The organism is Rhodococcus sp. 05-2256-B1, assembly GCF_002258465.1.
Taxonomy (GTDB): domain Bacteria; phylum Actinomycetota; class Actinomycetes; order Mycobacteriales; family Mycobacteriaceae; genus Rhodococcoides; species Rhodococcoides fascians.
On the sequence record NZ_NOZA01000017.1, the window covers coordinates 417327 to 440115 of the forward strand.

At 65.1% G+C, this 22789-nt stretch carries 18 protein-coding genes; 4 read left to right on the plus strand and 14 right to left on the minus strand.

Features of this window, described 5'->3' with window-relative positions:
* Positions 1 to 39: 39 nt before the first annotated feature.
* Both CH285_RS10245 and CH285_RS10250 read right to left on the minus strand, forming a co-directional pair.
* Positions 40 to 984 (minus strand): TIGR03619 family F420-dependent LLM class oxidoreductase, encoded by a 945-nt coding sequence (locus CH285_RS10245; protein WP_094643465.1) that lies wholly within the window; start codon positions 982 to 984, stop codon positions 40 to 42.
* Positions 981 to 2720, minus strand: a complete 1740-nt coding sequence (locus CH285_RS10250; protein WP_094643466.1) for a PEP-utilizing enzyme — start codon at positions 2718 to 2720, stop codon at positions 981 to 983. The genes CH285_RS10245 and CH285_RS10250 overlap by 4 nt, the downstream gene beginning before the upstream one ends.
* A gap of 232 nt (positions 2721 to 2952) precedes the next feature.
* Here CH285_RS10250 and CH285_RS10255 point away from each other — a divergent pair, with 232 nt between their 5' ends.
* Positions 2953 to 6336, plus strand: coding sequence for a pyruvate carboxylase (locus tag CH285_RS10255; protein WP_094643467.1), 3384 nt, complete (start codon positions 2953 to 2955; stop codon positions 6334 to 6336).
* 17 nt (positions 6337 to 6353) lie between these two features.
* Here the strand turns inward: CH285_RS10255 and CH285_RS10260 are convergent, their stop codons facing one another.
* Genes CH285_RS10260 through CH285_RS10275 form a run of 4 tightly spaced genes read right to left on the minus strand, consistent with a single transcriptional unit; the run spans position 6354 to position 11040 of the window.
* Positions 6354 to 7406, minus strand: a complete 1053-nt coding sequence (locus CH285_RS10260; RefSeq protein ID WP_032391853.1) for an acyl-CoA dehydrogenase family protein — start codon at positions 7404 to 7406, stop codon at positions 6354 to 6356.
* Positions 7407 to 7415: 9 nt separating this feature from the next.
* Complete coding sequence (locus CH285_RS10265; protein WP_094643468.1) at positions 7416 to 8606, minus strand: acyl-CoA dehydrogenase family protein; 1191 nt, start codon at positions 8604 to 8606, stop codon at positions 7416 to 7418.
* On the minus strand, positions 8603 to 9400 hold the full coding sequence (locus CH285_RS10270; RefSeq protein ID WP_052053443.1) for an enoyl-CoA hydratase-related protein: 798 nt from the start codon (positions 9398 to 9400) through the stop codon (positions 8603 to 8605). Before CH285_RS10270 ends, CH285_RS10265 begins: the two co-directional genes overlap by 4 nt.
* A gap of 8 nt (positions 9401 to 9408) precedes the next feature.
* Positions 9409 to 11040 (minus strand): AMP-binding protein, encoded by a 1632-nt coding sequence (locus tag CH285_RS10275; protein ID WP_032389116.1) that lies wholly within the window; start codon positions 11038 to 11040, stop codon positions 9409 to 9411.
* A 115-nt stretch (positions 11041 to 11155) separates the two neighbouring features.
* On the opposite strand from CH285_RS10275, the gene CH285_RS10280 reads away from it, so the two are divergent.
* Positions 11156 to 11905: a FadR/GntR family transcriptional regulator gene (locus tag CH285_RS10280; protein WP_032369176.1), complete on the plus strand. Its 750-nt coding sequence runs from the start codon at positions 11156 to 11158 to the stop codon at positions 11903 to 11905.
* Between the two features lie 524 nt (positions 11906 to 12429).
* On the opposite strand, the gene CH285_RS10285 is transcribed toward CH285_RS10280, so the two are convergent.
* Both CH285_RS10285 and CH285_RS10290 read right to left on the minus strand, forming a co-directional pair.
* On the minus strand, positions 12430 to 12840 hold the full coding sequence (locus CH285_RS10285; protein WP_094643469.1) for a nuclear transport factor 2 family protein: 411 nt from the start codon (positions 12838 to 12840) through the stop codon (positions 12430 to 12432).
* A 95-nt stretch (positions 12841 to 12935) separates the two neighbouring features.
* Positions 12936 to 13496: a PadR family transcriptional regulator gene (locus CH285_RS10290; protein ID WP_094643470.1), complete on the minus strand. Its 561-nt coding sequence runs from the start codon at positions 13494 to 13496 to the stop codon at positions 12936 to 12938.
* A 93-nt stretch (positions 13497 to 13589) separates the two neighbouring features.
* Here CH285_RS10290 and CH285_RS10295 point away from each other — a divergent pair, with 93 nt between their 5' ends.
* The gene (locus tag CH285_RS10295) at positions 13590 to 14366 is read left to right on the plus strand and encodes an SGNH/GDSL hydrolase family protein (protein ID WP_094643536.1); all 777 of its coding nucleotides are present in this window, start codon (positions 13590 to 13592) and stop codon (positions 14364 to 14366) included.
* 41 nt (positions 14367 to 14407) lie between these two features.
* Here CH285_RS10295 and CH285_RS10300 read toward each other — a convergent pair whose 3' ends face one another.
* The 3 genes from CH285_RS10300 to CH285_RS10310 are packed head-to-tail and all read right to left on the minus strand — an operon-like array spanning position 14408 to position 17568.
* Complete coding sequence (locus CH285_RS10300) at positions 14408 to 15724, minus strand: esterase/lipase family protein (RefSeq protein WP_141214932.1); 1317 nt, start codon at positions 15722 to 15724, stop codon at positions 14408 to 14410.
* A gap of 54 nt (positions 15725 to 15778) precedes the next feature.
* A complete protein-coding gene (locus CH285_RS10305) occupies positions 15779 to 16765 on the minus strand; it encodes a phytanoyl-CoA dioxygenase family protein (RefSeq protein ID WP_094643472.1) in 987 nt (328 codons plus the stop codon).
* Positions 16756 to 17568 carry a class I SAM-dependent methyltransferase gene (locus CH285_RS10310; RefSeq protein ID WP_027495686.1) on the minus strand — a complete coding sequence of 271 codons (813 nt, stop codon included), beginning with the start codon at positions 17566 to 17568 and terminating at the stop codon, positions 16756 to 16758. Before CH285_RS10310 ends, CH285_RS10305 begins: the two co-directional genes overlap by 10 nt.
* 63 nt (positions 17569 to 17631) lie before the next feature.
* Here CH285_RS10310 and CH285_RS10315 point away from each other — a divergent pair, with 63 nt between their 5' ends.
* Positions 17632 to 18492: a class I SAM-dependent methyltransferase gene (locus CH285_RS10315; protein WP_027495687.1), complete on the plus strand. Its 861-nt coding sequence runs from the start codon at positions 17632 to 17634 to the stop codon at positions 18490 to 18492.
* 65 nt (positions 18493 to 18557) lie between these two features.
* On the opposite strand, the gene CH285_RS10320 is transcribed toward CH285_RS10315, so the two are convergent.
* The 3 genes from CH285_RS10320 to CH285_RS10330 are packed head-to-tail and all read right to left on the minus strand — an operon-like array spanning position 18558 to position 22789.
* Entirely contained in the window at positions 18558 to 19487 is a 930-nt protein-coding gene (locus CH285_RS10320) for an aldo/keto reductase (protein WP_037219064.1), read from the minus strand.
* A 58-nt stretch (positions 19488 to 19545) separates the two neighbouring features.
* Positions 19546 to 22431: an aminotransferase gene (locus CH285_RS10325; protein ID WP_094643473.1), complete on the minus strand. Its 2886-nt coding sequence runs from the start codon at positions 22429 to 22431 to the stop codon at positions 19546 to 19548.
* Positions 22424 to 22789 (minus strand): amidohydrolase family protein, encoded by a 366-nt coding sequence (locus CH285_RS10330; protein ID WP_032369169.1) that lies wholly within the window; start codon positions 22787 to 22789, stop codon positions 22424 to 22426. Before CH285_RS10330 ends, CH285_RS10325 begins: the two co-directional genes overlap by 8 nt.

A 22789-nucleotide genomic window follows, 5' to 3' on the forward strand; every position in this document is an offset into this window, starting at 1 on the left:
CGGTCGACGACGGACAGGTGCTCTCGGACACTGTGGATTTCATAGTGCACTCGCTTTCGGCGGGGTCAATTCTGCGGCGGTGTCGAGCAGGGTGGCCAGTCGTTCCGGTGCCGCAGCCCAATCGGCGGGTGAACGCATGTCGTCCCAGAAGTTGACCTCGACGATCAGCTGCTCCGCGCCGGCGGCGATCGCGGTCCGGATGTCCTTCTCGACACCCTCGATGCCTTGCCCGGCCGAGCCGACGGCATCCGTCGGTCGCTGCAGATAGGACCGCAGGAACAGCCGGACGGGATCCAGACCCGCGGGCCGCATTCCGGCCATGGTGTCGAGTTGGTCCAGCAGTGCGTCGGGACTGCCGCTGCTCGGATTCCAGATATCGAACAGTGCTGCGGTGCGTGCCAATCCGGTTGCCGACCGGAGACCGGACAACAGTGGCGGATGTGGTTGCTGCACGGGTTTGGGTCGAACGACGGAGCGGGGGATGGTGAAGAATTCGCCGTCGAACTGCACGGGATCAGGACCCCAGCACGCTTGAACGGCGTGCACGAGTTCACTCATCCGTCGACCTCGGGTACGTGGATCGACATCCATCTGGGCGTGTTCCTCGTCGGACCAGCCGGCACCGAGGCCCGCGACGAGACGCCCGCCGGAAAGGATGTCCAGAGTCGAAAGTCGTTGCGCCAGTTCGATAGGACGGTGGTAGCCGGCGACCAGGATGCTGCTGCCGATCGTGACCGTCCGAGTGCAGGCCGCCACGTACGCCATGAGTTCTGTGGCACCGAGCACCGAGCGATAGGCCGGGTGGACGCTCGTGGTGTGGCGACCACCGTAGATCGATTCGTTCTCTTCCGGATAGAACAGATGTTCCTGGACCCACAGGCTCGCGAACCCGAGTTCCTCGGCCGAGGTAGCGAACTCGCGCACCGCACCGACGTCGACGTGTTCGCCGAGCTGGGGGAGGCTCAATCCGACACGGAGACTCACAGGACGGTCACCGTTCCGGTGTTGCCGTCGACCTCGATCATCGCGCCGTCGGGAATCCGGGACGTGGCGTCCTGCACCGACACGGCACAGGGGATGCCGAGCTCGCGGCAGACGATCGACGAGTGGGTGATGGTGGCACCGACGTTGACCACCACACCGCCGGCGAAGACGAACAGTGGCGTCCACGCCGGATCGGTCTGCGGCGCAACGATGATGTCGCCCTCGGCCAGATCGCCGACCTGGTACGGATCGTGCAGGATTCGGGCACGGCCACGGCTCACGCCCGGTGCGCCACCCACACCGGACAGCGCGTCGCCCGGCGCTGCGATCTGTGCCTTGTGCTCGGTCCGCCTGGGCCACTGTGACAACGGAAGTTTTTCGAACAGGAAGAACGGTGGTTCGAGGTCGAACAGTGCCAGATATTGCTCACGCCGGTCCGCAATGGTGTCCACGAACGACTCGGGGTCCGCCACGAAGGCGTCGAGTTCGTCGTCGAGCAACATGGTGACGTCGTGGTGATCGCCCATGACTCCTCGATCCACCATGCGATGGCCCAACTCGTACAGAGCTGTCCGCATTTCGCCCATGACCTTCACGCATGCGGTCTTGGTTCGTTCACGCCACGGCATGAACTTGGTGATGGATTTGGCTGCGTCGAGAAAGCTCTGCCGAGTGGCGTCGTCGGGCATCTTGGCGGCGAGTTCGGCGGTGAGCGCGATGCGCTTGGCCTGGTTACGCTCTCGGATGAGCTCCGGGTCGTTCTCGGCGGGGCTCATCCGCATGCCGTTGACGGCAAGCAGCGCCAGGACCGGCTTGGATTCCCAACTGTCCGAGCGGATGTCCCATTCGTTCGGTGCGCGCGATCCGTACTTGTAAAGGAAGTCGTCGAAGTCCGTTCGGAACTGTTTCGCGTCGGGGGTGCCGCTCGCATCGACGGCCTCGAGCAACGTGGCGAGGCCGTCGTCGAACAGAGCGGTCAGTTCTGCTGACCCGGCGACGAGGCGGCCCATGCTCCACAGCGCGTAGGAGGGCTCCGCGGAGTCGACTCCGCCGAGGCCGCTGAGAAGATCGCCGAGCTTGTCTGCCTCGCCGATGGATTCGAGCAGCGCGCCCGCCACGGCCGGCCCCATCGTCGACAGGGTGGTGGTGACGGGGTGGTAGGCGTAGCAGAAGATCAGGTCCGGAACGAAGGAGCGGGCGTGATCGACGAGCGCCTGGTCATTCATGGCCGTGACATCGGGACGATTCGCGCGCGCGAGATCGGCACGGTGCTTGGCTTCTTCGGCCTCGGGGAACGTGTCGGTGGTCAGCGACCACGCGGTCTTCTCCGCCAGGCCCGCGGTCAGTTGGGCGTTCTGGTGGCCGGGCTGCTCGACGTACTCGGGGATGTCCGGATGGTCGCCGACCCACAGGCTGTTCCAGACCGGGACGGTCAGTCCGGGAAGTCGGGCACCGTTGAGTTCTGTCATCGAGAAGTTCGTGTAGTGGTACCCGCCGAAGTTGCCGATGATCTCCGGCATCTCCTCGTCGATCTCGGACGCGAGGTGAGTCCCGAGGTGCTCGACGTAGCCTTCACGCCAACCGATGTTCAAACCCTTGTTCCACACGAGGGTCACGTTGAGCGGACTCGACGGGTCGGGCAGAACCTCACCGGCGTTCGCCCGTGTGTAGACCGGGTACCGCTCGCTGAACTCCCAATCGGTGATCCAGCTGTCGGGATTCTGGTCGCTGCTCATCGGGTCCTCCTCATCCGTGGTCGTGGACTGTATTTCAAGTCACACTATAGAAACAACGGGTCAATAGAAACATGCACAGAGATATTGCGCAGCAGTTTGAGGAGCTGATTCCTGAGAAGGTTCCGCTGCACTAACTTTACTTGTGATCTAGTAAGTAGTCCGGTTGTGTGGGAGACTCAGCTCACACCCCGTCTGTCGCCCTTTTCGTCGGCCCCTACCCGGGAGGAACATCGTGTTCGCAAAAGTCCTCGTTGCAAACCGCGGAGAAATTGCCGTCCGCGCATTCCGTGCGGCGGTCGAACTCGGTGCCTCGACCGTCGCCGTCTATCCCTACGAGGACCGCAACTCTGCGCACCGCGCCAAGGCGTTCGAGTCGTATCAGATCGGCGAGCCGGGTCACCCGGTCCGCGCCTACCTCTCGGTGGACGAGATCATCGCGGCGGCACGCAAAGCCGGTGCCGATGCGGTCTATCCGGGGTACGGCTTCTTGTCGGAGAACGCCGCCTTGGCCGCAGCCTGCAAGGCGGCAGATATCACGTTCGTCGGCCCGTCCGCCGAGATCCTCGAGCTCACCGGCGACAAGTCGCGCGCCGTTGCCGCAGCCGCCGCGGCAGGGCTTCCGGTCCTCGCATCATCGGCTCCGTCGGAGGATCCCGACGTGTTGCTCGCGGCGGCCGTGACGATGTCGTTTCCGATGTTCGTCAAGGCGATCGCCGGCGGTGGCGGTCGCGGAATGCGCCGGGTGGCCGCGCCGGAAGATCTACGCGACGCCATCGAAGCCGCATCCCGTGAGGCGAGGACCGCGTTCGGCGACGGCACCGTGTTTCTCGAACAGGCGGTGGTCGACCCCCGGCACATCGAGGTACAGATTCTCGGCGACGCGACGGGTGAGGTCATCCATCTGTTCGAGCGTGACTGTTCTCTGCAGAGGCGGCATCAGAAGGTAGTCGAGGTCGCCCCGGCACCCGGACTCGATCCCGAACTGCGAGAACGAATCTGCGCAGACGCGGTCAGGTTCGCCCGCCACATCGGATACACGTGCGCGGGTACCGTCGAATTCCTGCTCGACCCGCACGGGAATTACGTGTTCATAGAGATGAATCCGAGAATTCAGGTCGAACATACGGTGACCGAGGAGATCACCGACGTGGATCTGGTGGGCTCGCAACTGCGCATCGCGTCCGGGGAAAGCCTGGCCGATCTGGGATTGAGCCAAGAGTCCATCGTGATCCGCGGCTTCGCGATGCAGTGCCGCATCACCACCGAGGATCCGACCGACGGTTTCCGTCCTGATACCGGGCGCGTCACCGCCTACCGCACCCCAGGAGGATCGGGTGTGCGCCTCGACGGAAATGTCGGTGTGGGGTCGGAGATCGGGTCGCATTTCGATTCGATGCTCGTCAAATTGACCTGCCGCGGGCGTGATTTCGCGACCGCGTCCGCGAGATCACGACGGGCGATCGCCGAATTCCGGGTACGCGGCGTCGCGACGAACATTCCGTTCCTGCAGGCGGTGCTGGACAACCATGACTTCCTCTCGTGGAAGGTCACCACGACCTTCATCGAGGAGCATCCGGAACTGTTGACGCAGAACATCTCTGCCGATCGTGGCTCACGCATCCGGCAGTACCTGGCCGACATCACCGTCAACCGCCCGCACGGCGAGCGACCGTCGCCGGTCTATCCGATCGACAAGCTTCCATCCGTCGACACCCGGTTCCCGCCTCCGGCCGGTTCCAGGGACCGGCTGATCGCTCTCGGACCGACCGGTTTCGCAACCGAGCTGCGATCCGCCACCGCACTTGCGGTCACCGACACCACTTTCCGCGACGCACACCAGTCCCTGCTGGCTACCAGGGTGCGCACCCGGGATCTCGTCGAGGTGGCACCCCACGTTGCGCGCCTCACCCCGCAATTGCTCTCGGTGGAGGCCTGGGGCGGCGCGACGTACGATGTCGCGCTTCGGTTTCTGCACGAGGACCCGTGGGAACGACTCGCCGCCCTGCGCGCGGAGATGCCCAACATCTGTCTGCAGATGCTGCTCCGTGGGCAAAACACGGTCGGGTACACAGCGTACCCCGATCGCGTCACGCACGCCTTCGTCCAGGAAGCCACCGACACCGGAATCGACATCTTCCGAATCTTCGACGCTCTGAACAACGTCGATCAGATGAAACCGGCCATCGATGCAGTCCGGGACACCGGGACCGCTGTCGCGGAGGTGGCGATGTCCTACACCGGAGATCTGGCCGATCCGAACGAAACCCTGTACGACCTCGACTACTATCTGCGCCTGGCCGAACGGATCGTCGACGCGGGTGCCCATGTCCTGGCGATCAAGGACATGGCCGGCCTGCTACGCCCGCCTGCCGCAGCGACTCTGGTCTCCGCGCTGCGGTCGCGCTTCGATCTACCCGTGCACCTCCACACCCATGACACCCCCGGCGGCCAACTGGCGACGTATTACGCGGCGTGGCAAGCCGGCGTCGATGCCGTCGACGGGGCGAGTGCGGCCTTGGCCGGCACGACGAGTCAGCCCGCGTTGTCGGCGATCGTCGCGGCAACAGACAACACCGACCGCGCCACAGGACTCGATCTCGCGGCGGTCTGCGACCTCGAACCGTATTGGGCAGCAGTGCGTTCGACGTACGCGCCGTTCGAGTCCGGCCTCCCGTCGCCGACCGGGCGCGTCTACACCCACGAGATCCCGGGCGGTCAGCTCTCCAATCTGCGCCAACAGGCGTCCGCGCTGGGGCTCGCGCACCGTTTCGAGGACATCGAGGCTGCCTACGCCGGGGCGGATCGGGTGCTGGGCCGACTCGTCAAGGTCACGCCGTCGTCGAAGGTGGTGGGCGACCTCGCGCTGGCCCTGGTCGGCGCCGACGCGACGGCCGCCGAATTTGCCGAGGACCCATCGAGTTACGACATTCCGGGGTCGGTGATCGACTTCCTCCGCGGCGATCTCGGCGAACCCGCGGGTGGTTGGCCGGAACCGCTGCGAAGCCGGGCGCTGACCGGCCGGGCCGAGCCGCACCCCTCAACTCCGTTGACCGACGCGGACGAGCTCACGCTGTCCGTGCCCGGTCGTGCACGACGAACCACGCTGAACCGCTTACTCTTTCCGGCCCCTGCGCGGGAGTTCGAGAAGCATCGCGAGGATTACGGCGACACCTCACAGCTGTCGACCAACCAGTACTTCTACGGTTTGCGGCAGGGGGAGGAACACCGTGTTCGGCTCGAGCAGGGCGTCGAACTGCTGATCGGGCTCGAGGCCATATCCGACCCGGACGCCGAGGGAATCCGCAACGTTCTGTGCATCCTGAACGGACAGCTGCGTCCGGTGCCGATCCGTGACCGGAGCATCGAAACCACCACCCGGTCTGCCGAGAAGGCCGATCGCACCGACCCCGGTCACATACCCGCACCGTTCAGTGGTGTCGTGACGCTGTCGGTCAAGGAGGGCGAGGTGGTCGCGCAAGGTGAATCTGTCGGCTCGATCGAGGCCATGAAGATGGAAGCGACGATCACCGCGACCAAGGCCGGTACGGTCACCCGCGTTCCGATCGGCCGTGCCTCCCAGGTCGACGGTGGAGATCTTCTGTTGGTGGTGGCGTAACAGCCCGCCGCCCTGACTCAGATCAGGGCGGCGGCGATCGTCTCGGCGTGCACGCTGGTGGTGCCGAACAGCAACTCACTGGTCTTTGCCCGCCGAAAGTAGTGGTGCAGGGGGTGTTCCCAGGTGAAGCCGATTCCCCCGTGGACCTGAATCGATTCTTCGGCGGCGAAGGTGGCCGCACGGGACGCGAGCACTCGGGCAGTCGCGGCGGCGGCGACGAACTCGCCAGTGCTGCGCGCGTCGGCCCCGGCTGCATCGAGCACCGCCGCCTCGGCCAGTTCGGTCGCGATGAGCATGTCCGTGAGACGATGCTTGATCGCCTGGAACGACCCGATCGCCCGTCCGAATTGCCGACGGGTTTTTGCATACTCCACCGACATGTCCAGGCATGCGCGAGCCGATCCCACCTGTTCGGCCGCAAGAGCTGTGATAGCGGCCGCTTGTGCCCGGTCGAGGCCGGCACCGATGTCGTCGCCCGTCGCCCGGTGAGCGACCGCTCCAGAAAACTCGACTCGTGCCAGCCCTCTGGTGAAGTCCAACGCCTCACGTGGTGTTCGGACCACTCCCTCAGCGGTACCCTCGATCACTGCCAGCTCGGTGCCGTCCGGACCCACGGCCACCACGATCAGCAGATCCGCATCGGCCCCGTCCACCACGGCGTCTTGGAGGCCGTCGAGCACGAGGGTGCCGCCGCTGCCCGCCGAAGCCTGGATGGAGGACGCGGCGAAGGGGAACGAGGCCACCAGCGCGGCCGTCTCGGTACCGTCGGCGATCGCCGGAAGACTCTGCGAGCAAGCACGTTCGGACCCTGCATGCAGGAGACAGAAGCCTGCCAGGACGATCGACGACAGGTAAGGGGCGCTGCCGAGCGAGCGACCCAGCTCGGTCATCACCACTGCTGTGTCCTTCAGAGTGAAGCCGGCACCGCCGAACCGTTCCGGGAACGGGATTTCGGTGAGGCCCATTTCCACCAATGCCGGTCGAACGTCCTCGCCGACTGTCGTTCTGGCCAAGGACGAACGAAGGCCGGCCTGCAGATCCCGTTGCTCGACGGTCAATTCGAGTGTCATGACAAGCTCCTATCGTGGTTCGCGAGGCAAGCCGAGCCCGCGCTCGCCGATGATGTTGCGCTGGATCTCGTCCGAACCGCCGGCGATTCGATACCCGGGAGCTCCGAGAAGATGTTCGGTCCACGCGAAGGTGTCGGGTGCACCGGTGTCCGCCAGGATCCGGGGCCCGAGGAATGCCGCGGCCGCGTCGCCGATGCGTTTGAGATTCTGAGTCCACACCAGTTTGCCGATCGAACCCTCCACTCCGGGAACAGCTCCGGCCAATTCGCGCTCGGCGTACCTGGCGACCATGAGTGCCGACGCTCGTTCGTAGACAGCAACTTCGGCCAGTTGTTGCCGGACGAGCGGATCGTCCGAGATACCGAGGCTCTTGGCGAGCCGGACAAGATCGGCGCCGTTTCCGCCGGCGCTCACGATCCCGGCGCTCGAACTCCGCTCGAACCCGAGTGTCGTCAGCGCGACGGTCCAGCCGTCGCCCTCGTCACCGAGCCTCGACGAGTCGGGCAACTCGACGTCGGCGAGAAACACCTCGTTGAACGTCGACCCGCCGGACATTTGCCGAATGGGTCTGATGTCGACCCCGGGTGCGTCCATGGGCATCATGAACGCAGTCATGCCGCGGTGTTTCGGGACGGTTGTGTCTGTGCGGGCGATGAGCAGACCCCACTTGGAGAACTGCGCCCCCGAACTCCAGACCTTCTGGCCGTTCACGCGCCAGCCGCCGCCGGACTTGACTGCCTTGGTCGACAATCCGGCAAGGTCGGAGCCTGCTCCGGGTTCGGAGAATAGTTGGCAGCAGAGCTCGTCGGCCCGCAGGAAGGGCTCGACGAATGTCTTCTTCTGATCGGGGGAACCCACAGCGTGGATGGTCGGTGCCACCAATTCGACTGTCACCAGAATGGTCTCGTGTCGCTCCGGTGCTTCGTACCGCCGTTCGAGCCCGACGTACGCGCGCTCGTGGCTCGCGGTGAGACCCGGGCCACCCCATTCGGGTGCCCAGGTGATCGCACCGAATCCGGCATCGACACGGCGGCTCTGCCACTGTGCCGCAGCCTCGATCAGCTCGCGTTCCTCGTCGTGACTGCGGTTGTGAAAGATCGCATAGTTGGGGTCGGACATCGTGGTGTTCGTCCGGGGTTCGAGGTTCTCTGCGAGCCACGCCTCGGACTTCTCGGCGAATGCCTGTACGTCGATCGTCATGACTTCGTTCCTCCCGACATCTCCGCGATCCGCGCCTCGACCGCGATCTTGGAATCCGGGTGTTCGGACAGGCGAAGGGTGTACGACTGCTCGAGCTCGTACCCGCGTTTGATGTCGACGTCCTCGCAACCGTTCAGGGACTGTTTGGCCAAGGTCAGCGCATAGCGGCTCTTGGCTGCGATCGACCGTGCGCGGGACATCGCGGTGGCCATGAACGTCTCGTGCGCAACGACTTCGATCGGAGCACCCCAGTTCTTCAACGTTGCCGCGTCCACTGCCTCGGCGGTGAAGAACATCCGACGCATTGCTTGTTGCGGCAGCATCCGAGCGGTGAAGCGTCCACCGCCGAGGACACCGACGCCCATTTCGGGGAGACCGAAGGTGGCCCGTTCCGAGGCGACCACCAGATCGCACACCGATGTGAGACCGAATCCACTACCGAGGCAGGGGCCGTTGATCGCGCCGATCACGGGCAGGGCGCAGTCCAGCACTCCGAAGATCGCGCGCTTGGCCTCGCGCATGTCCACCACGCCGCTCGTCGCATCCATGACGCGGAAACTACCGAGATCGTTTCCGGCGCAGAATATGCGGCCGCGCCCGGTCAATACCACCACGCGGACGTCCTGGTTGTCCGACAGTGCCTCGAAGACGGTGGCGATCTCCCGATACATCTGCGTGTCGATCGCGTTGACCTTGCCCCGGGCCAATTCGACCACTGCGATGCCGGGCTCGGGCTCGGTGACCACAACGTGGTCGACTCCGGCAGGCTGTAATGACTCGGTCTGTGAAGACATGGGAGCCTCTATCTCTCGTGTGACGCGGCGAAGGTCATCGCCGCCATCTGCGCCGGTACGGCGGCGCGATCGCGGGTCCAGTTGCGCAGTGCGAATTTCTGCACCTTGCCACTGGCGGTCTTGGGTAGCGAGTCCACCACGAAGATGCTTTCGGGAATCTTCTGTACGGCTATGTCGCGGTCGACGAGGAATCGGTGGACTTCATCGAGGGTGAGGTCTCGGCGATCGCGAGTGACGACGAACGCGCAACCCCGTTCTCCCGTAAGGGAATCGGGTCCTGCGACGACGGCGACCTCGATCACGGACGGGTGCGCACCGAGCTGGTTCTCGACATCGTGGGCGCTGATCTTCTCCCCGGAACGGTTGATGATGTCCTTGATTCTCCCCACCACGTGAATGGCACCGTCGCTGTCGAAGCGGCCGAGGTCACCGGTCCTGAAGAAGCCGTCGTCGGTGAAGGCGTCATCGTTGAGGGTGGGGTCGAGATAGCCCAGAAACGTATCCGGTCCGCGCCAGAGTATCTCGCCGACGCCGCCCGCTCCGTTCGACACGATGACCTCGGTGGGTGCGATGGGGCGTCCGTCGGATTTCTGGCGCACGGCCGAGGAATCCCACCGATCGGCAGTGGTGACCGACGGACCTTCGGTGGCCCCGTACATGCGAACGACGGTGCCTAGGCGAGTCGTGGCCGCCGCGGTGAGTGTGTCGGGTACGTCGGCTCCGCCGCACACGATGTACCTGATCGACGGTGTCCGAACCTGCGCCGACTCGGCTTCGTCGAGCAGTCCGCGGAGGAACGGCGTCGAAAAGATCATGAAGCTGCACTGTTCGTCGACGATGTGGCCGAGCGCGACAGCAGGATCCCACGTTTGTTGTAGGACAACGGATGTACCGAGAAGAAACGGCAGAACGAGGGCGCAATTGACGCCGGTGACGTGGGTGACCGGCGACGGGTTGAAGATCACGTCGGTCTCGTTGAGTCCGAACCAGTCGATCATCGACGAGTTCTCGTAGACCAGGGTGTTGTGGCTGTGCAGGGCACCCTTGGGGTCGGCGGTAGTACCGGATGTGTAGAGCAACAGGCAGACCTCGTCGGCGGAAGGTGCTGTGCGCGAACGCAATTCCGAGATCATCTCGTCCGTGACTCGGTCGAGCAGATCGTCCCACCCCGCCAAGGACACGACGAATTCGAGGCCCGGCAGATCGTCTGCCAGATCGCGATACATGGCGTCCACGTCGACTCCGCGCAACTCGGCGGGGACGAATGCGACCTTCGCTCGTGACTGTCCGAGAATGAAACGGAGCTCTCGGGACCGATAGATGGGCACGATGGGGTTGGCGACCGCACCCAGCTTCATGACGGCCTGAAAGACGACTACTGCCTCGACGCAATTCGGGAGCTGAAACGACACGACGTCGTCGGACGTGACGCCGCGGGCGTGCAGGGCGGCGGCCAATCGCGTCGCATCTCGATCGATCTCGGCAAACGTGACGCGGCGCGCGCCGTCGACCACGGCCACGGCGTCCGGGTACATGCGAGCGGCACGCGTCAGGTAGTACCCGATCGGCCGGTCGTTCCACTGCCCGCCGGTCCGGTACGAGTGCGCGAGGTCGGCGCTCGGCGGCCTGGTCGGCAACATCGCTACTCCCTACCTCGAGGTTCGATACTTTTCTGACAACAACTACAGTAACTAACCACACAAACTATGTATAGGTTTAAGCTAGATCACACACGCTCGACGCTATGGTTGTCCCATGGTGACCACAGACGGTGAGATCGTCCCGCGCGCGCGGGCACCCAAGATGTCCGCCAAGATAGCGAACCTCATCGCCGACCAGATCCTGACCGGCGGCATCATCGAGGGGCAGCGGCTGCCGACCGAGAAGGACATGGTCGCAGAGCACGGCGTCGCACGGACCACCGTCCGCGAGGCGCTTCGGCTCCTGGAGAGCCGTGACCTGGTCACCATCAAATCGGGCATCGGTGGTGGGCCGGTGGCGAAACGCCCTAAGCTGGAATCGCTGGGCAACACGATGAAGCTGTTCCTACAGATCGACGGAGCCAACATCAGCGACGTCATCGACGTTCGGCTGATGCTCGAACCGATCGTGGCGCGCGAAGCCGCGGCGAACATCACCGACGAACAGGTCGGGGTCATGCAGACCGCGTTGGACCGAATGCGCGAGGACCCAGGCGACTACGGCAACTTTCAGGACAACAATGCGGCCTTTCAGCGCAGCGTGTACGACGCCGCAGGAAACCCGGTCCTGAACATCGTGATGGAGACTCTCTGGCTGCTGGTGCGGGACGCCGAGCCGAACGAGCACCCCATCGCCACACGGCTCGCCGCAATCGAGATGCAGCAGGACGTCCTCGACGCGATGCGGGCCCGCGACGAGGATGCGGCAGCCGACACCATGAGCGCGTTCGTCCAGGAAACCGCGAAATACTACCGTCGCCGGCTGTCCAAGATCATTTCCAGGCCGGTTCGGTGGCAGATGTGATCAAAGGAGTCAGTACCGGAGAACGAACCTTCGGAATCTGCACTCATTGTTTCGAGACCGTCGTGACGGCTATTCAGTGCGGCGATGGCGCACGCTCCCCGCGATGCGACCGCTGATACGGATTTTCGCCGTTCGCTCGTCCCAGATGTGCAGACGTATCAGGTTTGGGGGCAAAGTGCTGCAGGTGTCCAAAACTTCGGAGCTGATCGAGCGGACGGCCCGCATCTACGCCCTTCGTCGGAATCCACACCCTTCGTAGGAGGTGTCGATTCCGATTGGGGGCGTGGATTCAAGTCTTCGCTGCGCAACCGCGGGCCCACCACATCGCTACGAGGCGGAATACGACGAGCCGAGTCGTCGTTGACTCCATCGACGGTGTTCGATCCCAATGCCCCGGGTACCAACCATCAGCCGCTACGAGCGGCCACCTGCCGAGAGGCGCACTGGCGAACACCGTCACCCAAATACTGATCAGAGCCGCGCACCAAGAGGTGCGCGGCTCTCTTCGTTCCACAAGTCCTGAATCACTGCTTGTCTTGCTTCTCCGCGGAAGCCATCGAACCCATTTCGGCGGCGAATTCTGTCGCCATGGCTTTGGAGAGTGCCTGCGCAGCCGACAGCGGACGCACCATCACGGTGAAATTGTCGATCAGGCCGTCGGAGTTCAGGTGGAGGATGTCGCAACCGTGGACGGTCACGTCGTCGATGCGGGTCTCGAAGAGCAGGACGTGATCACGGCCGCCGATGTCTTCGACGGTTTTCACGTAGCGGAGGTCCTGGAAGACGCGCGTGACGGCGCGCAGTATCGCCGCGGTCAGCTCCTTGCCGCGGTACGGCTTGAATGCGACGGGGGAGCTGAAGACGACGTCGTCGGCCAGGGTGGCGGCCATGGCATCGTGGTCGTTGGCCTCGACGGCCTGTCGGAACTGCTGCACGCGTCATCTCCTGGGTGGGGCCAGGGCCTGAGACACCCTCGGCTGGTGACCGAACCATACACAATTTTGCGACTATGAACGGGTGATCGGCGTTTTCATCTGCGTCCCGCGCGGGTGTCGAGTACTTCGAGGACGCGGGCACCCCAGCGAAGCGATTCCTCCTCGAACATCCGTCCGCGCATCAGGGTGAGATATGGGCCGATGCGATCGGCGGTGGCCAGGAACTCGGTCTCGGTACGTCCGTCGAGCAGGCGGTGCGCCATCCGGTCGTACCGAGCCAGCTTGTCTCGTGAGAGCTGCATTCGTTCTCGGATCGCATCGGTCATTGGCTCGAGGTCCCCGGCTTCGAGAGCGTGGATCGCAACCAGGTGCTCGTCGCGAATGGCCGGAAGCTTCGGTTGCCGATGGCTGACCTGGCGTAGCGCCGTCCGTCCTTTCTCGGTGAGGCTGAACAGGCGTTTGTTGGGTCGACCGTCCTGTTCGACCAATCGCGCCGAGATCACCTCGTCCTGGTCCATTCGGTCGAGTTCGCGATAGAGCTGTTGGGGAGTGGCAGTCCAGAAGTTGGCGACGGTTGCGTCGAACGCCTTGGACAGGTCGTAACCCGACATCTCCCCGTCGACCAGTGCGGCGAGCACGGCATCACGTAGCGACATGATCCAGCACAGTACCCGTCGCGAGGCGGCGGGCAGGCCAGGCGCTAGACAATTTGTTGTATATTGACGTCGAGCGAAAGAACGGTGGACGTGGTGGATCGGACGAAACAATTGCGATACGTAGCCCTGGGCGACAGCCAGACGGAAGGGCTGAACGACGGCAACGACGACACGGGCTTTCGTGGTTGGGCTGATCGGCTCGCCGAGCTCATGGCCGAGAGCGCAGACGAGGTCGTCTATGCCAACCTCGCGGTACGTGGTCGTAAGGCCGCGCAGGTCAAAGCCGAGCAGTTGCCGGCCGCTTTGGCGTTGAAGCCGACGGTCGCGTCCGTCGCTGCCGGTGTCAACGACATCTTGCGTCCGCAGTTCGATGCCCGGACCGTGGCAGGTGAAGTGGGCGCAATGTTCGCCGCGCTCCGAGCGGCCGACTGCACCGTGATCACCATGACGTTCCCCCGCCTCGCTCACCCGGTCCCCGGAAGGACCGTCATCGCCAGGCGTATGACCGAGCTGAACGCCGAGATTCGCAGAGTCGCAGCCGAATCCGATGTCGTCGTGATCGACCTCGAGAAGCACGCTGTGGCCTCCGATCCTCGGCTGTGGAGCTGGGACCGCCTGCATCTGAACGAGACAGGGCACGCGCGACTCGCTGCGGCCGCCGCCTACGCCCTCGGTCTACCGGGCGCTACCGACGCATGGAATCTCCCGTTGGCACCGCTCGCCAGCCCGCGCCTGCACTCCCGAGTTCGCGCCGACCTCACCTGGGCCGGAATGTTCCTCGCGCCGTGGTTGACTCGTCGAATCCGCAGACGATCCTCGGGCGACCGCCGTATGGCCAAGCGGCCGGAGCTGACCTCGGTACTCGGGTAGAGCCGGGCGATCCGAACCGAGTAGACCGGGCAACTTCTGACTCAGAATGTCGGGCCGAGATCTGCAGTGTTATCGATCAGGCTGCGCCGCATCCAGCTGTACACCCTCTCGTCGTTGAGCAGGGTGAAATGGTGAGCACTGTAGATCGCGAGACCGTCGTCCGGTCGAAGTCCTATGTTGCGGAGCTTGTTTCGACCTCCGGCGCTGTCGGTACGGACCAGACCGTCGCCCACGAAGACTCCGACCGGGTTGCGCGGACTTCCGGTGACGACCGCGGACGCGTGATGATGACGCACCCGTTCCGGAACCGAGATGTCCATGGCTGCACCGATATCGAAGCTGTCGGTGTAACGAGCATGACCGTCCTCGTCGGTGATCGCTCCGTGGATCAGATCACGGATTCCGGCACTTCGACGCGCCAGTAGGTTCGCGAACGGCCGGGTCTCGGGTACGAGTGCCATTGCGGCCGCGGCGACGTGGACGCCGTGAGCAAGTGGCGCGCCCAGATGTGGTGTCCCCAGAGTGAATACGTCCGTCAGCAGATCCACCCATCGTCGACCGCTTTCGGCGGCGTGATGAGCGGCGCTGCGTGAGACCAGCCCGCCCATGGAATGTCCGACCAACGTGATCCGGTGTACCCGGACGGGCCATGCCGGTACGAGCTGCTCCAACAAGTCCGACAGGTCGACGCCATTCGACGCAATTCGCCGTCCGGTGTTGTAGCGCAAAAAGATCGAGGTCGTCCCGGCTTCGGCGTCCAGCCGCTCTCCGTATGTGGGCCGCCCACCGAGCCGCCATGCGTATTCCGTTTCGACCAGCCCATGGACGAACACCACGAGGTGCGCTCCCGCAGTGGGAAACCCGGCGGCCAAGGCTCGGTACTCCGGGGGTACAGGGCGTCCGTCGACTCGAATCGACATCGGATGGGCCAGTACCCGGGCTGTTCTCTCCATGTCGTCGCCGATGAGACCGTTCAGAACGGCGATGGTTTGCGCGCCACGGCTGGTGTGCGACGGTGACGGCCGCGAGTCGTCCTCGGCCACGTCGTCGCCGTCGGTCAGGGAGCCGTCAGCCAGGGAGCCGTCGGTCAAGGAGCCGACGACCTTGGCTGCGCCGGTGCAGGCGGCCGCGATGCTCGCGTACGTGCCGGCGGCGATCGCGTCGTGCATCAGTTGTGTCGGCAGGGCGGCGGGACCGATACCGAGCTTCACGGCAGCAAACGTGCGTCGTGCAATTGCCGAGTGGACGGCGCGAACGCCACCCGCAGCCGATGCCAACTCGCGGAGCGTGAGCTCGCCGAGCTCACCCCACTCCTGTGTGCGCCGAGATTTCTTCCCCGGTCCAGGTTTCGTCCCCACTGGATTCAGTGTACGCACGTCCACTGAAACTGCTGACTCCGCAGAATCGGCGTCTCAGTCTCGTTGGCCGACCACCGGGTTGAGCTCGGAGTTCGCGAGGCCACCGGGCTCGATGCCGGGGAGGAATTCGCGCCAGGTGCCGCTGATCAGGGTCGGCGACTCGACGACGCGGGTGCCGTCGGCGAAGTAGGTGGTGGCCAGTGCGCGACGCGGCTGTGTCGTCCGGTTCGGGCCTGCGGTGTGGAAGCACAGCGCGGAGTGGAACGATACGTCTCCCACGGCGAACGGCTCGGACTCCACCGCCACGTTGCGCGTGCGGAAGCGCTGGGTGACGGCCTCGTCGTAGGAGGTGCCGACCTTGTCGAATTTGAGGTCTGCGACTTCGCCGAGAACGTCGCGTCCGCGCGCGAACGACAGTGGACCCATCGGGCCCGGAATGGCCGACATCGGCATCCAGGCGGTGACGGCGTCGGTGGTCTGCAACGGGAAGTGCTCGGCGTCGTGGTGCCACGGTGTGCGTCCGCAGCCGGGCTCCTTGGACAGCGCATTGTCGTGGTACAGCCGAACGCCGGGCACGTCGAGCAGTGCCGCGGCCAGGCCGCCGATCCGGGGTGACAGTGCTACGGCACGCATCAGGTCGTCGTGGAGCCACATCTGCTCGAGCGCGGTGAACCGGCCCGCAACGTCATCGCCGTGCTCGGCTCGGAGTAACTCCTCGAGCCGCTCGGCGAGGCGTCGTACGACGGCAGGCGAGAACACCGCGGGCAGCCGCACGAAGGCGTGTCGCGCGAATGCGTCGACGGCCGCCGGGTCGAGATCGTAGGGCTCGGCGAGTTCACGCTCGACTTGTTCGTCCGTGGCGGCCTCGACATCCGGCAGTCCAGGGCCATCGACGAGTTCGGCGGGTGCGGCGTCGTTGGCGGCCAGCGTGACGTACCAGTCCCACCAGTCCTGATCGTTGCCCGCCCAGTCCTGGTCGATACCGCCCTCGCGATTGCGTTCGGGCAGAAGCTCGTTGGTGGCAGGGTTGTTCAGAGCCACAGCAGGGCCGCCTCGTGCGAGAAGGTGTAGGAACCGGACGCGTCGCGGCACGAAGCGAGGTAGTCGCCGAGCACGGGGGCCGCCTCCATCTCGTCGAGGGACACGGAGTCGTCGAAGGCGCAGCGCTGCAGAAAGCCTTCGGCGACAGCGCGATCGGACGTTCCGGTGGTGTACGAGACGCGCTGATCGCGCACGTCCGCGCCCGCGCGGATCAGCGCGTCGCGCACCTGCTCGGCCGTCGTGTACGGCGTTGCTTCGCGTACGCCGGCGCGGAAGGCATCGTAGAACGCGATGTAGTGGGAGGCTTCCGTAGCCTGCGCGACCAGACCGAGACCACCGGGAGCCAGTGCGGCCACGAATCTTTCGGCTGCGGCATCCAACTCCGCGGGCGGAAGGGCGTAGAGCGCGTGAGTGGCCCACACGACGTCGTAGCCGACGTGATCTGCGGGCAGATCCTGCAGCGTCATCACCAGATCGTGCCGGGCGACGAAAGGCGCGGCCAGAGCTCCGCGTGCCTCGGCCACCGAGAATTCGGATGGGTCGAGCAGGTCGTAGGCGACCTCGGGTACCGCGGACAGGTCGGTGTACCGGCGGAGCGCAGTGGGGAATTTACCGCTGCCGCAAGCCACGTCGAGTAGCGACCAGCCCTCGTGAGCCCGGCCGGCGAGCAGCGTCGGCCAATCGGCTGCCAACGCCAGCTGGTGATAGTCCTCGGTGGCCAGAGCGTAGAACGCCTCCATACCCGTGCGGCCCGCCTCGCTCCAGTGCTCGAGACTGCGTTCGGCTGTGTCTCCGCTGCTCACGAGATTCCTCCTAGGAAGCCAACTACGACGCACCGGACGGGGCGTCATGGTTGACTCGGTCCAATGTCCAACATAGCTCCGAATTCGCCGACAGACACTGCCGTCGTGCTCATCGACGGATTGCGGGCGATGCGGCGCGGGGCCGAGGCGCTGGCGGGCCTGCCGCCCGAGTCCTACGCCGAGCACCACGCCGCCTTCGAGATGCTCTCCGATCAGCGCGGTCTGATCGCCCAGCACTTCGCAGATCGGCTGGCCGGGATGGGGAATGGACCGCTCTCGGTGCTGTCGGTGGGCTGCGGAGACGGTTCGCTCGATGCCAGGCTTGCAGCGGGCCTGGTGCTGCGGGCACCCGGCCGCACGGTCAGGTACGTCGGCATCGACCCCTGGATCGGCAGTACCGAGCTCTTCGCCGCCACGATGGCGGCGCTCGAGGCCACCGAACTCGACGCTCGCGCATACGTCGCATCGTTCGACGACGCACCCGTCGACGAGACTTTCGACGTCGTGATGTTCGTGCACTCGATGTACTACGTCGCAGACTTACGAGCAACGTTGCGTGCCGCGCTCGCCCTGCTGCGACCCGGCGGCGAACTGTGGGTGGCGATTGCGCCGACGGCCGCGCTCAACGCACTCGTCGAAGTCCTCGCCCCTCCACTCGAGGGCCATCGGCAGTGGTTCAGCGCCGACGTCGAGAAAGCATTCGTCGACGCCGAGATCGTCCTCGACGACACGGTGACTCTCGATGCGCTGGTCGATCTTTCCGCCGCGAGCGACGACGTGCTGGACTTCGCGGTGCAAGCCCGGTTGACGCCCGAGCTGCACGAGCCGGTGCGGGCCTACCTCGCGGCGGTATCGGTTCCGGATGCGGTTGGCGGGCTTCGAGTTCCGCATCCGGTCGACGTGTTCAGCGCGACCCGTCACTGAATGCCTCGACGTCACTGAATGCCTCGACGCCACTGAACGCGCCGATTCGGGAAGGTGGACGGAGGTCAGGTCCAGGCCATGCGGGAGCGGTTGTCCCAGTAACTCTGCGGCGACTCGGCAATGTCCAGGTCGGCAATGCTCAGGTCGCCGGGCGCGATCACGGCGCGGTCGATGGAGAGCGCAGTGATGTTCTGTTCGAGTTGCGCCACCGTGGCGGCACCGGAGAGCACCACATCGGCCCACGGTTGCGCGAGGGCGACGGCCAGTGCGAGCGCGTCGCGGCCGACTCCGGCCGAGTCGGCGCGCGCGGCGAGTGCGGAGTTCTCAGCGACAAGTCGACCGTTCGCCATCGCCTCTTTGACGACGACGAACCAGCCGGCCTGGTGCGCTTCCGCCAGGGCGGGGGCGACGGACGGTTCGAGAGGGTTCCACGTCGACTGCACCGAGCCGAACACCCCGCTAGCGAGCGCGGCACGCACGACATCGGCCTGGTGCGGCCCGCTGGTGCTGATGCCGATGCGGGTGCCACCGGCTGCCAGCGCGCGTAGATCGTCGAGCAGGGCTGCGTCGCGAAGGGCAGGGCTGTCCGGGGTGACGCTGTGAATCAGGTAGTGGTCGGGCGTTCCGCCGAGGTCGCGCACGGTCTGCGGCCACTGTTCGGCCAGGCGTGCGACCGAGTGTTCCTTGACCTCGTGTACCTCCGCGCCCCGCTGGAAGTCGGCGACATAGGCGTAGCCCCACTTCGAGCCGATCACGAGTTCCTCGCGCCGGTTCGGACGGGCAGACAACCAGCTGCCGAGGAACTGCTCGGCCAGGCCGTAGGAGCGGGCGACGTCGAAGTGCCGAATGCCACTGTCCCAGGCGGCGTCCAGTACTGCGTGGCAATGTTGCTCGAGCGCAGCCGGGTCGAACCGCCCGTCCACCGCACGCGAATGCCCGATGGTCAAATACTCCGGGCGTCCGAGTGCGGCAAGTCCGAGGCCGAGTTGCGTCATGCCCTGAATACTCTCATCACTGCCGCCCGCGGAGCCCCGCCGAGGAGCCGATTCGCCCTTACCAGCCGGTGGTCAGGACTCTGTTCAACGAGTCGACGAAGTAGTCGACCGATTCCTTCGAGACACACAGGGGCGGTTTGATCTTGAGCACGTTCTGGTGGTCGCCGGTCGGTTGCATGATCACTCCCAGTTCGAGGAGTCGATTGCAGATGGCCTCGGTTTCCTCGGTGGCGGGCTCGAGTGTGGAGTGGTCGCGGATGAATTCGAGTCCGAGATACAACCCTGAGCCGTGCACCGTGCCCACGATGGGGTGCTCGGCCGCGAGGGCCTGCAGTCGAGACTTCAGGTGGCCACCGACCACACGCGCGTTCTCCTGCAACCCCTCTTGTTGGATGACGTCGAGCACGGCGAGACCGATCACCGACGACACCGGGGATCCGCCCGTGGAGGAGAAGAAGTAGCCACCGGTGCGATAGCGGTCGGCGATCTTTCGGGTGGTGACAACGACGCCGACAGGTTGGCCGGTACCGATGGATTTCGCGACTGCGATGACGTCGGGAATCGCCTGCTGCTGCTCGAAGCCCCAGAACCATTCGCCGAGTCGGCCGTAACCGACCTGCACTTCGTCGGAGATCGCGACGCCACCGTGCTTGCGGACGGCGGCGTAGACCTGCTGGAGGTAGCCGTCGGGAAGTGCGACTCCTCCGGCGTTGCCGTAGTAGGACTCGCAGATGAACCCGGCGGGGAGAGTGCCTGCCGCAGCCAGGTCGTCGATGAACTGTACGGCCTCGGGTGCGTACCTCGAGGCGTCGTCACCGCGGTGCTTTCCTCGGTAGGAGTTCGCGGCATCGACGGTGTGTACCCAGTCCGGCCGGGTGGCAAGGGCGTTGGGATTGTCGGCTATCGAGGTCGAGACGGCGTCGCTGGCGAAGGTCCACCCGTGGTAGGCCTCCTTCATGGCCACGATATCGGTACGTCCGGTCGCGGCCATCGCGATCCGGATGGCGAGATCGGTTGCCTCCGAACCGGAGTTGACGAAGAACACGGTGTCGAGTTCGTCGGGGAGGGTCGCGGTGATGCGTTCTGCGAATTCCGTGATCGCACGATAGTTGAAGCGCGAGTTGGTGTTCAGCAGTTGCATCTGCCGATGGGCGGCCGCCACCACCTTCGGGTGGGCATGGCCGACGGAGGCGACGTTGTTGACCATGTCGAGATAGACCCGGCCGTCGACGTCGGCCAGATACTCACGCCATCCACGCTCGATGCGGGGCGGCTCCGCGTAGTAGTGCTCCTGGACCTCGGCGAGCAGCCGTTCGCGGCGCTCGAGGGTGTCGTCCTCGGGGGCGACGACGGTAGCGGGCAGCCCGAGTGCCGGCGCTGGGTCACCGGCGAGTACCGACCAACCGTGGGAGTACGAGGGCTCGACGCGCAGTGGTATCGGCCCCGAGTTCGATCGGGTGAGCTGAACGTCGATCGGTGTACGCGCCGGCAGCACCAGGGTATTCGGTGAGTTCGGTACGCCCACGAAGTGGACGGCGTCGTCACCGGACGTGACGGTGATGCCGTCGTCGGTGTGCGTGTTGTAGCAGTCTGCAGGTACGTCGAGCGTGGTGTCCTGGGCGAGCCAGATGGTCAGCGCAGTCGAGATCGTGGCCGGCTCTGTGGGAGTGCGGCTGGGTCCACCGGTGAGCCGAGCAGACCACGCAGGTACCACTGCGGCGGGAGCGCCTGCATCGAGTGCGGCAAGCGCGGCGGCCGTCAGGGTGTGTCGGTCGAGCCAGCGCCCTTCGTCGTTGACGGTCGACGTGGTGCCCGCGTCGATGGTCACGGCGTCGGACATACCGGCGACCAACGGTTCGCCCTGCCAGGTCGGTCGCGGCCGGGCGTCCAAACCCAGAACCCGACGGATGGTTTCGGTCATCACGGCGCAGGGCACCGATGCTGCTTGGGTGAGGATGCAGAATTCGCGATCCAGCGCGGAGTCGGCGTACGAGTTCCCGGCGTCGAGGCGTACCTGCTGACGGCCGCTGAGTACGAGGACCACTCCGCGCAGGGTGACCAATGGCCACAGTGCCTCGATCTCGTTCTCGCTCAGCGGACGTGCGGCATGGAAGGCGAGGATGGCGGGCAGTGCGTCGACCGGCGCGAAGCCGTCGTGGTGCAGCAGCGAGGACAAGGTCACCGCAATTTCGTTGACCGCCCACGATCGACTGACATCGCCGAAGTCGATGACGGCGTCGGGGAGCGACCCGGGTGCCGTCGGCGCGAGAACGTTGTCGTCGGTGATGTCGAAGTGACCGAGTTGAAGTGGCAGGTCGGCCGACACCGAATGCAACTGACGCAAGGCCGATGCGGTGACGTCGGTGATGAAATCGCTGACATCCTGGTCCGGCTCGTCGGGCAACAGCGTCGCGATGACGCGATCGGCATGGCGCAGATCCCATTGCAGCACCCGGCCCGACGCCGGGTGGTCGACATCGGAGAGTGCGACGCTTACCTTTCCTGCGAGTTCACCCATCCGCGCGGTCGTGGCGGGGGAGAGATAGTTCGAGCCCATCAGCGTTGTGCCCGAGATGAATTCGATGACACGGCCGTGGATGCGCCCCTGCGACGAGTTCCACCATGCGGACATCGGTCCGCGCGGGCCGACGACCACCTTGGGGGTACGCAGCGTCGGCTCTCGCTCGGCAACGATGCTTGCGGCGAGGTCCTGCAACTCGATCTCGGACTCGCTGAACACCGGGTTGCTCAGCTTGAGGACGCCGACCGGGGTGCCGCTGTCGATGTCGCGAACCACGAAGTTCTGGTCCTGCTGGCTGCCGAGTTCGGTGAGGGTGCAGGCCAATCCGAAGTTTTCGTCCATCAGCCTACGAACCTCGTCGGACTCGAGGGTCGGCGTCGGTAGCTCGGGCTGGGCGAAGAAGTCGAACACGGTGTCAGACATGGGTTTCCTCGGTCTCTTTCTCGAACACGGTCTTGCCGCCGACGATGGTGCGTACGACCGACACAGCCAACAGATTGCCTCCGTCGAGTACGTCACCGTCCAGTACGACGAGGTCGGCGTACATGCCGGGTTGCACTCGACCGACCCGCGAATCGGCATCGAAGGACGCGGCGGAGTCGAATGTCGCGTGGCGTAGGGCGGCGTCGAGCGGCACCGCGAACTGCGGCTCGTTCGGTGGTAGCGAGTGGTCGGTGGCCGAGCGTCTCGTGGTGGCGATGTCGGACATACCGAATGTCGACGTCGCTCGTCGAGTGTTCAGTGGAAGCCGGGTGGCGTCGGGCGTCAGTGGAATGGTCAT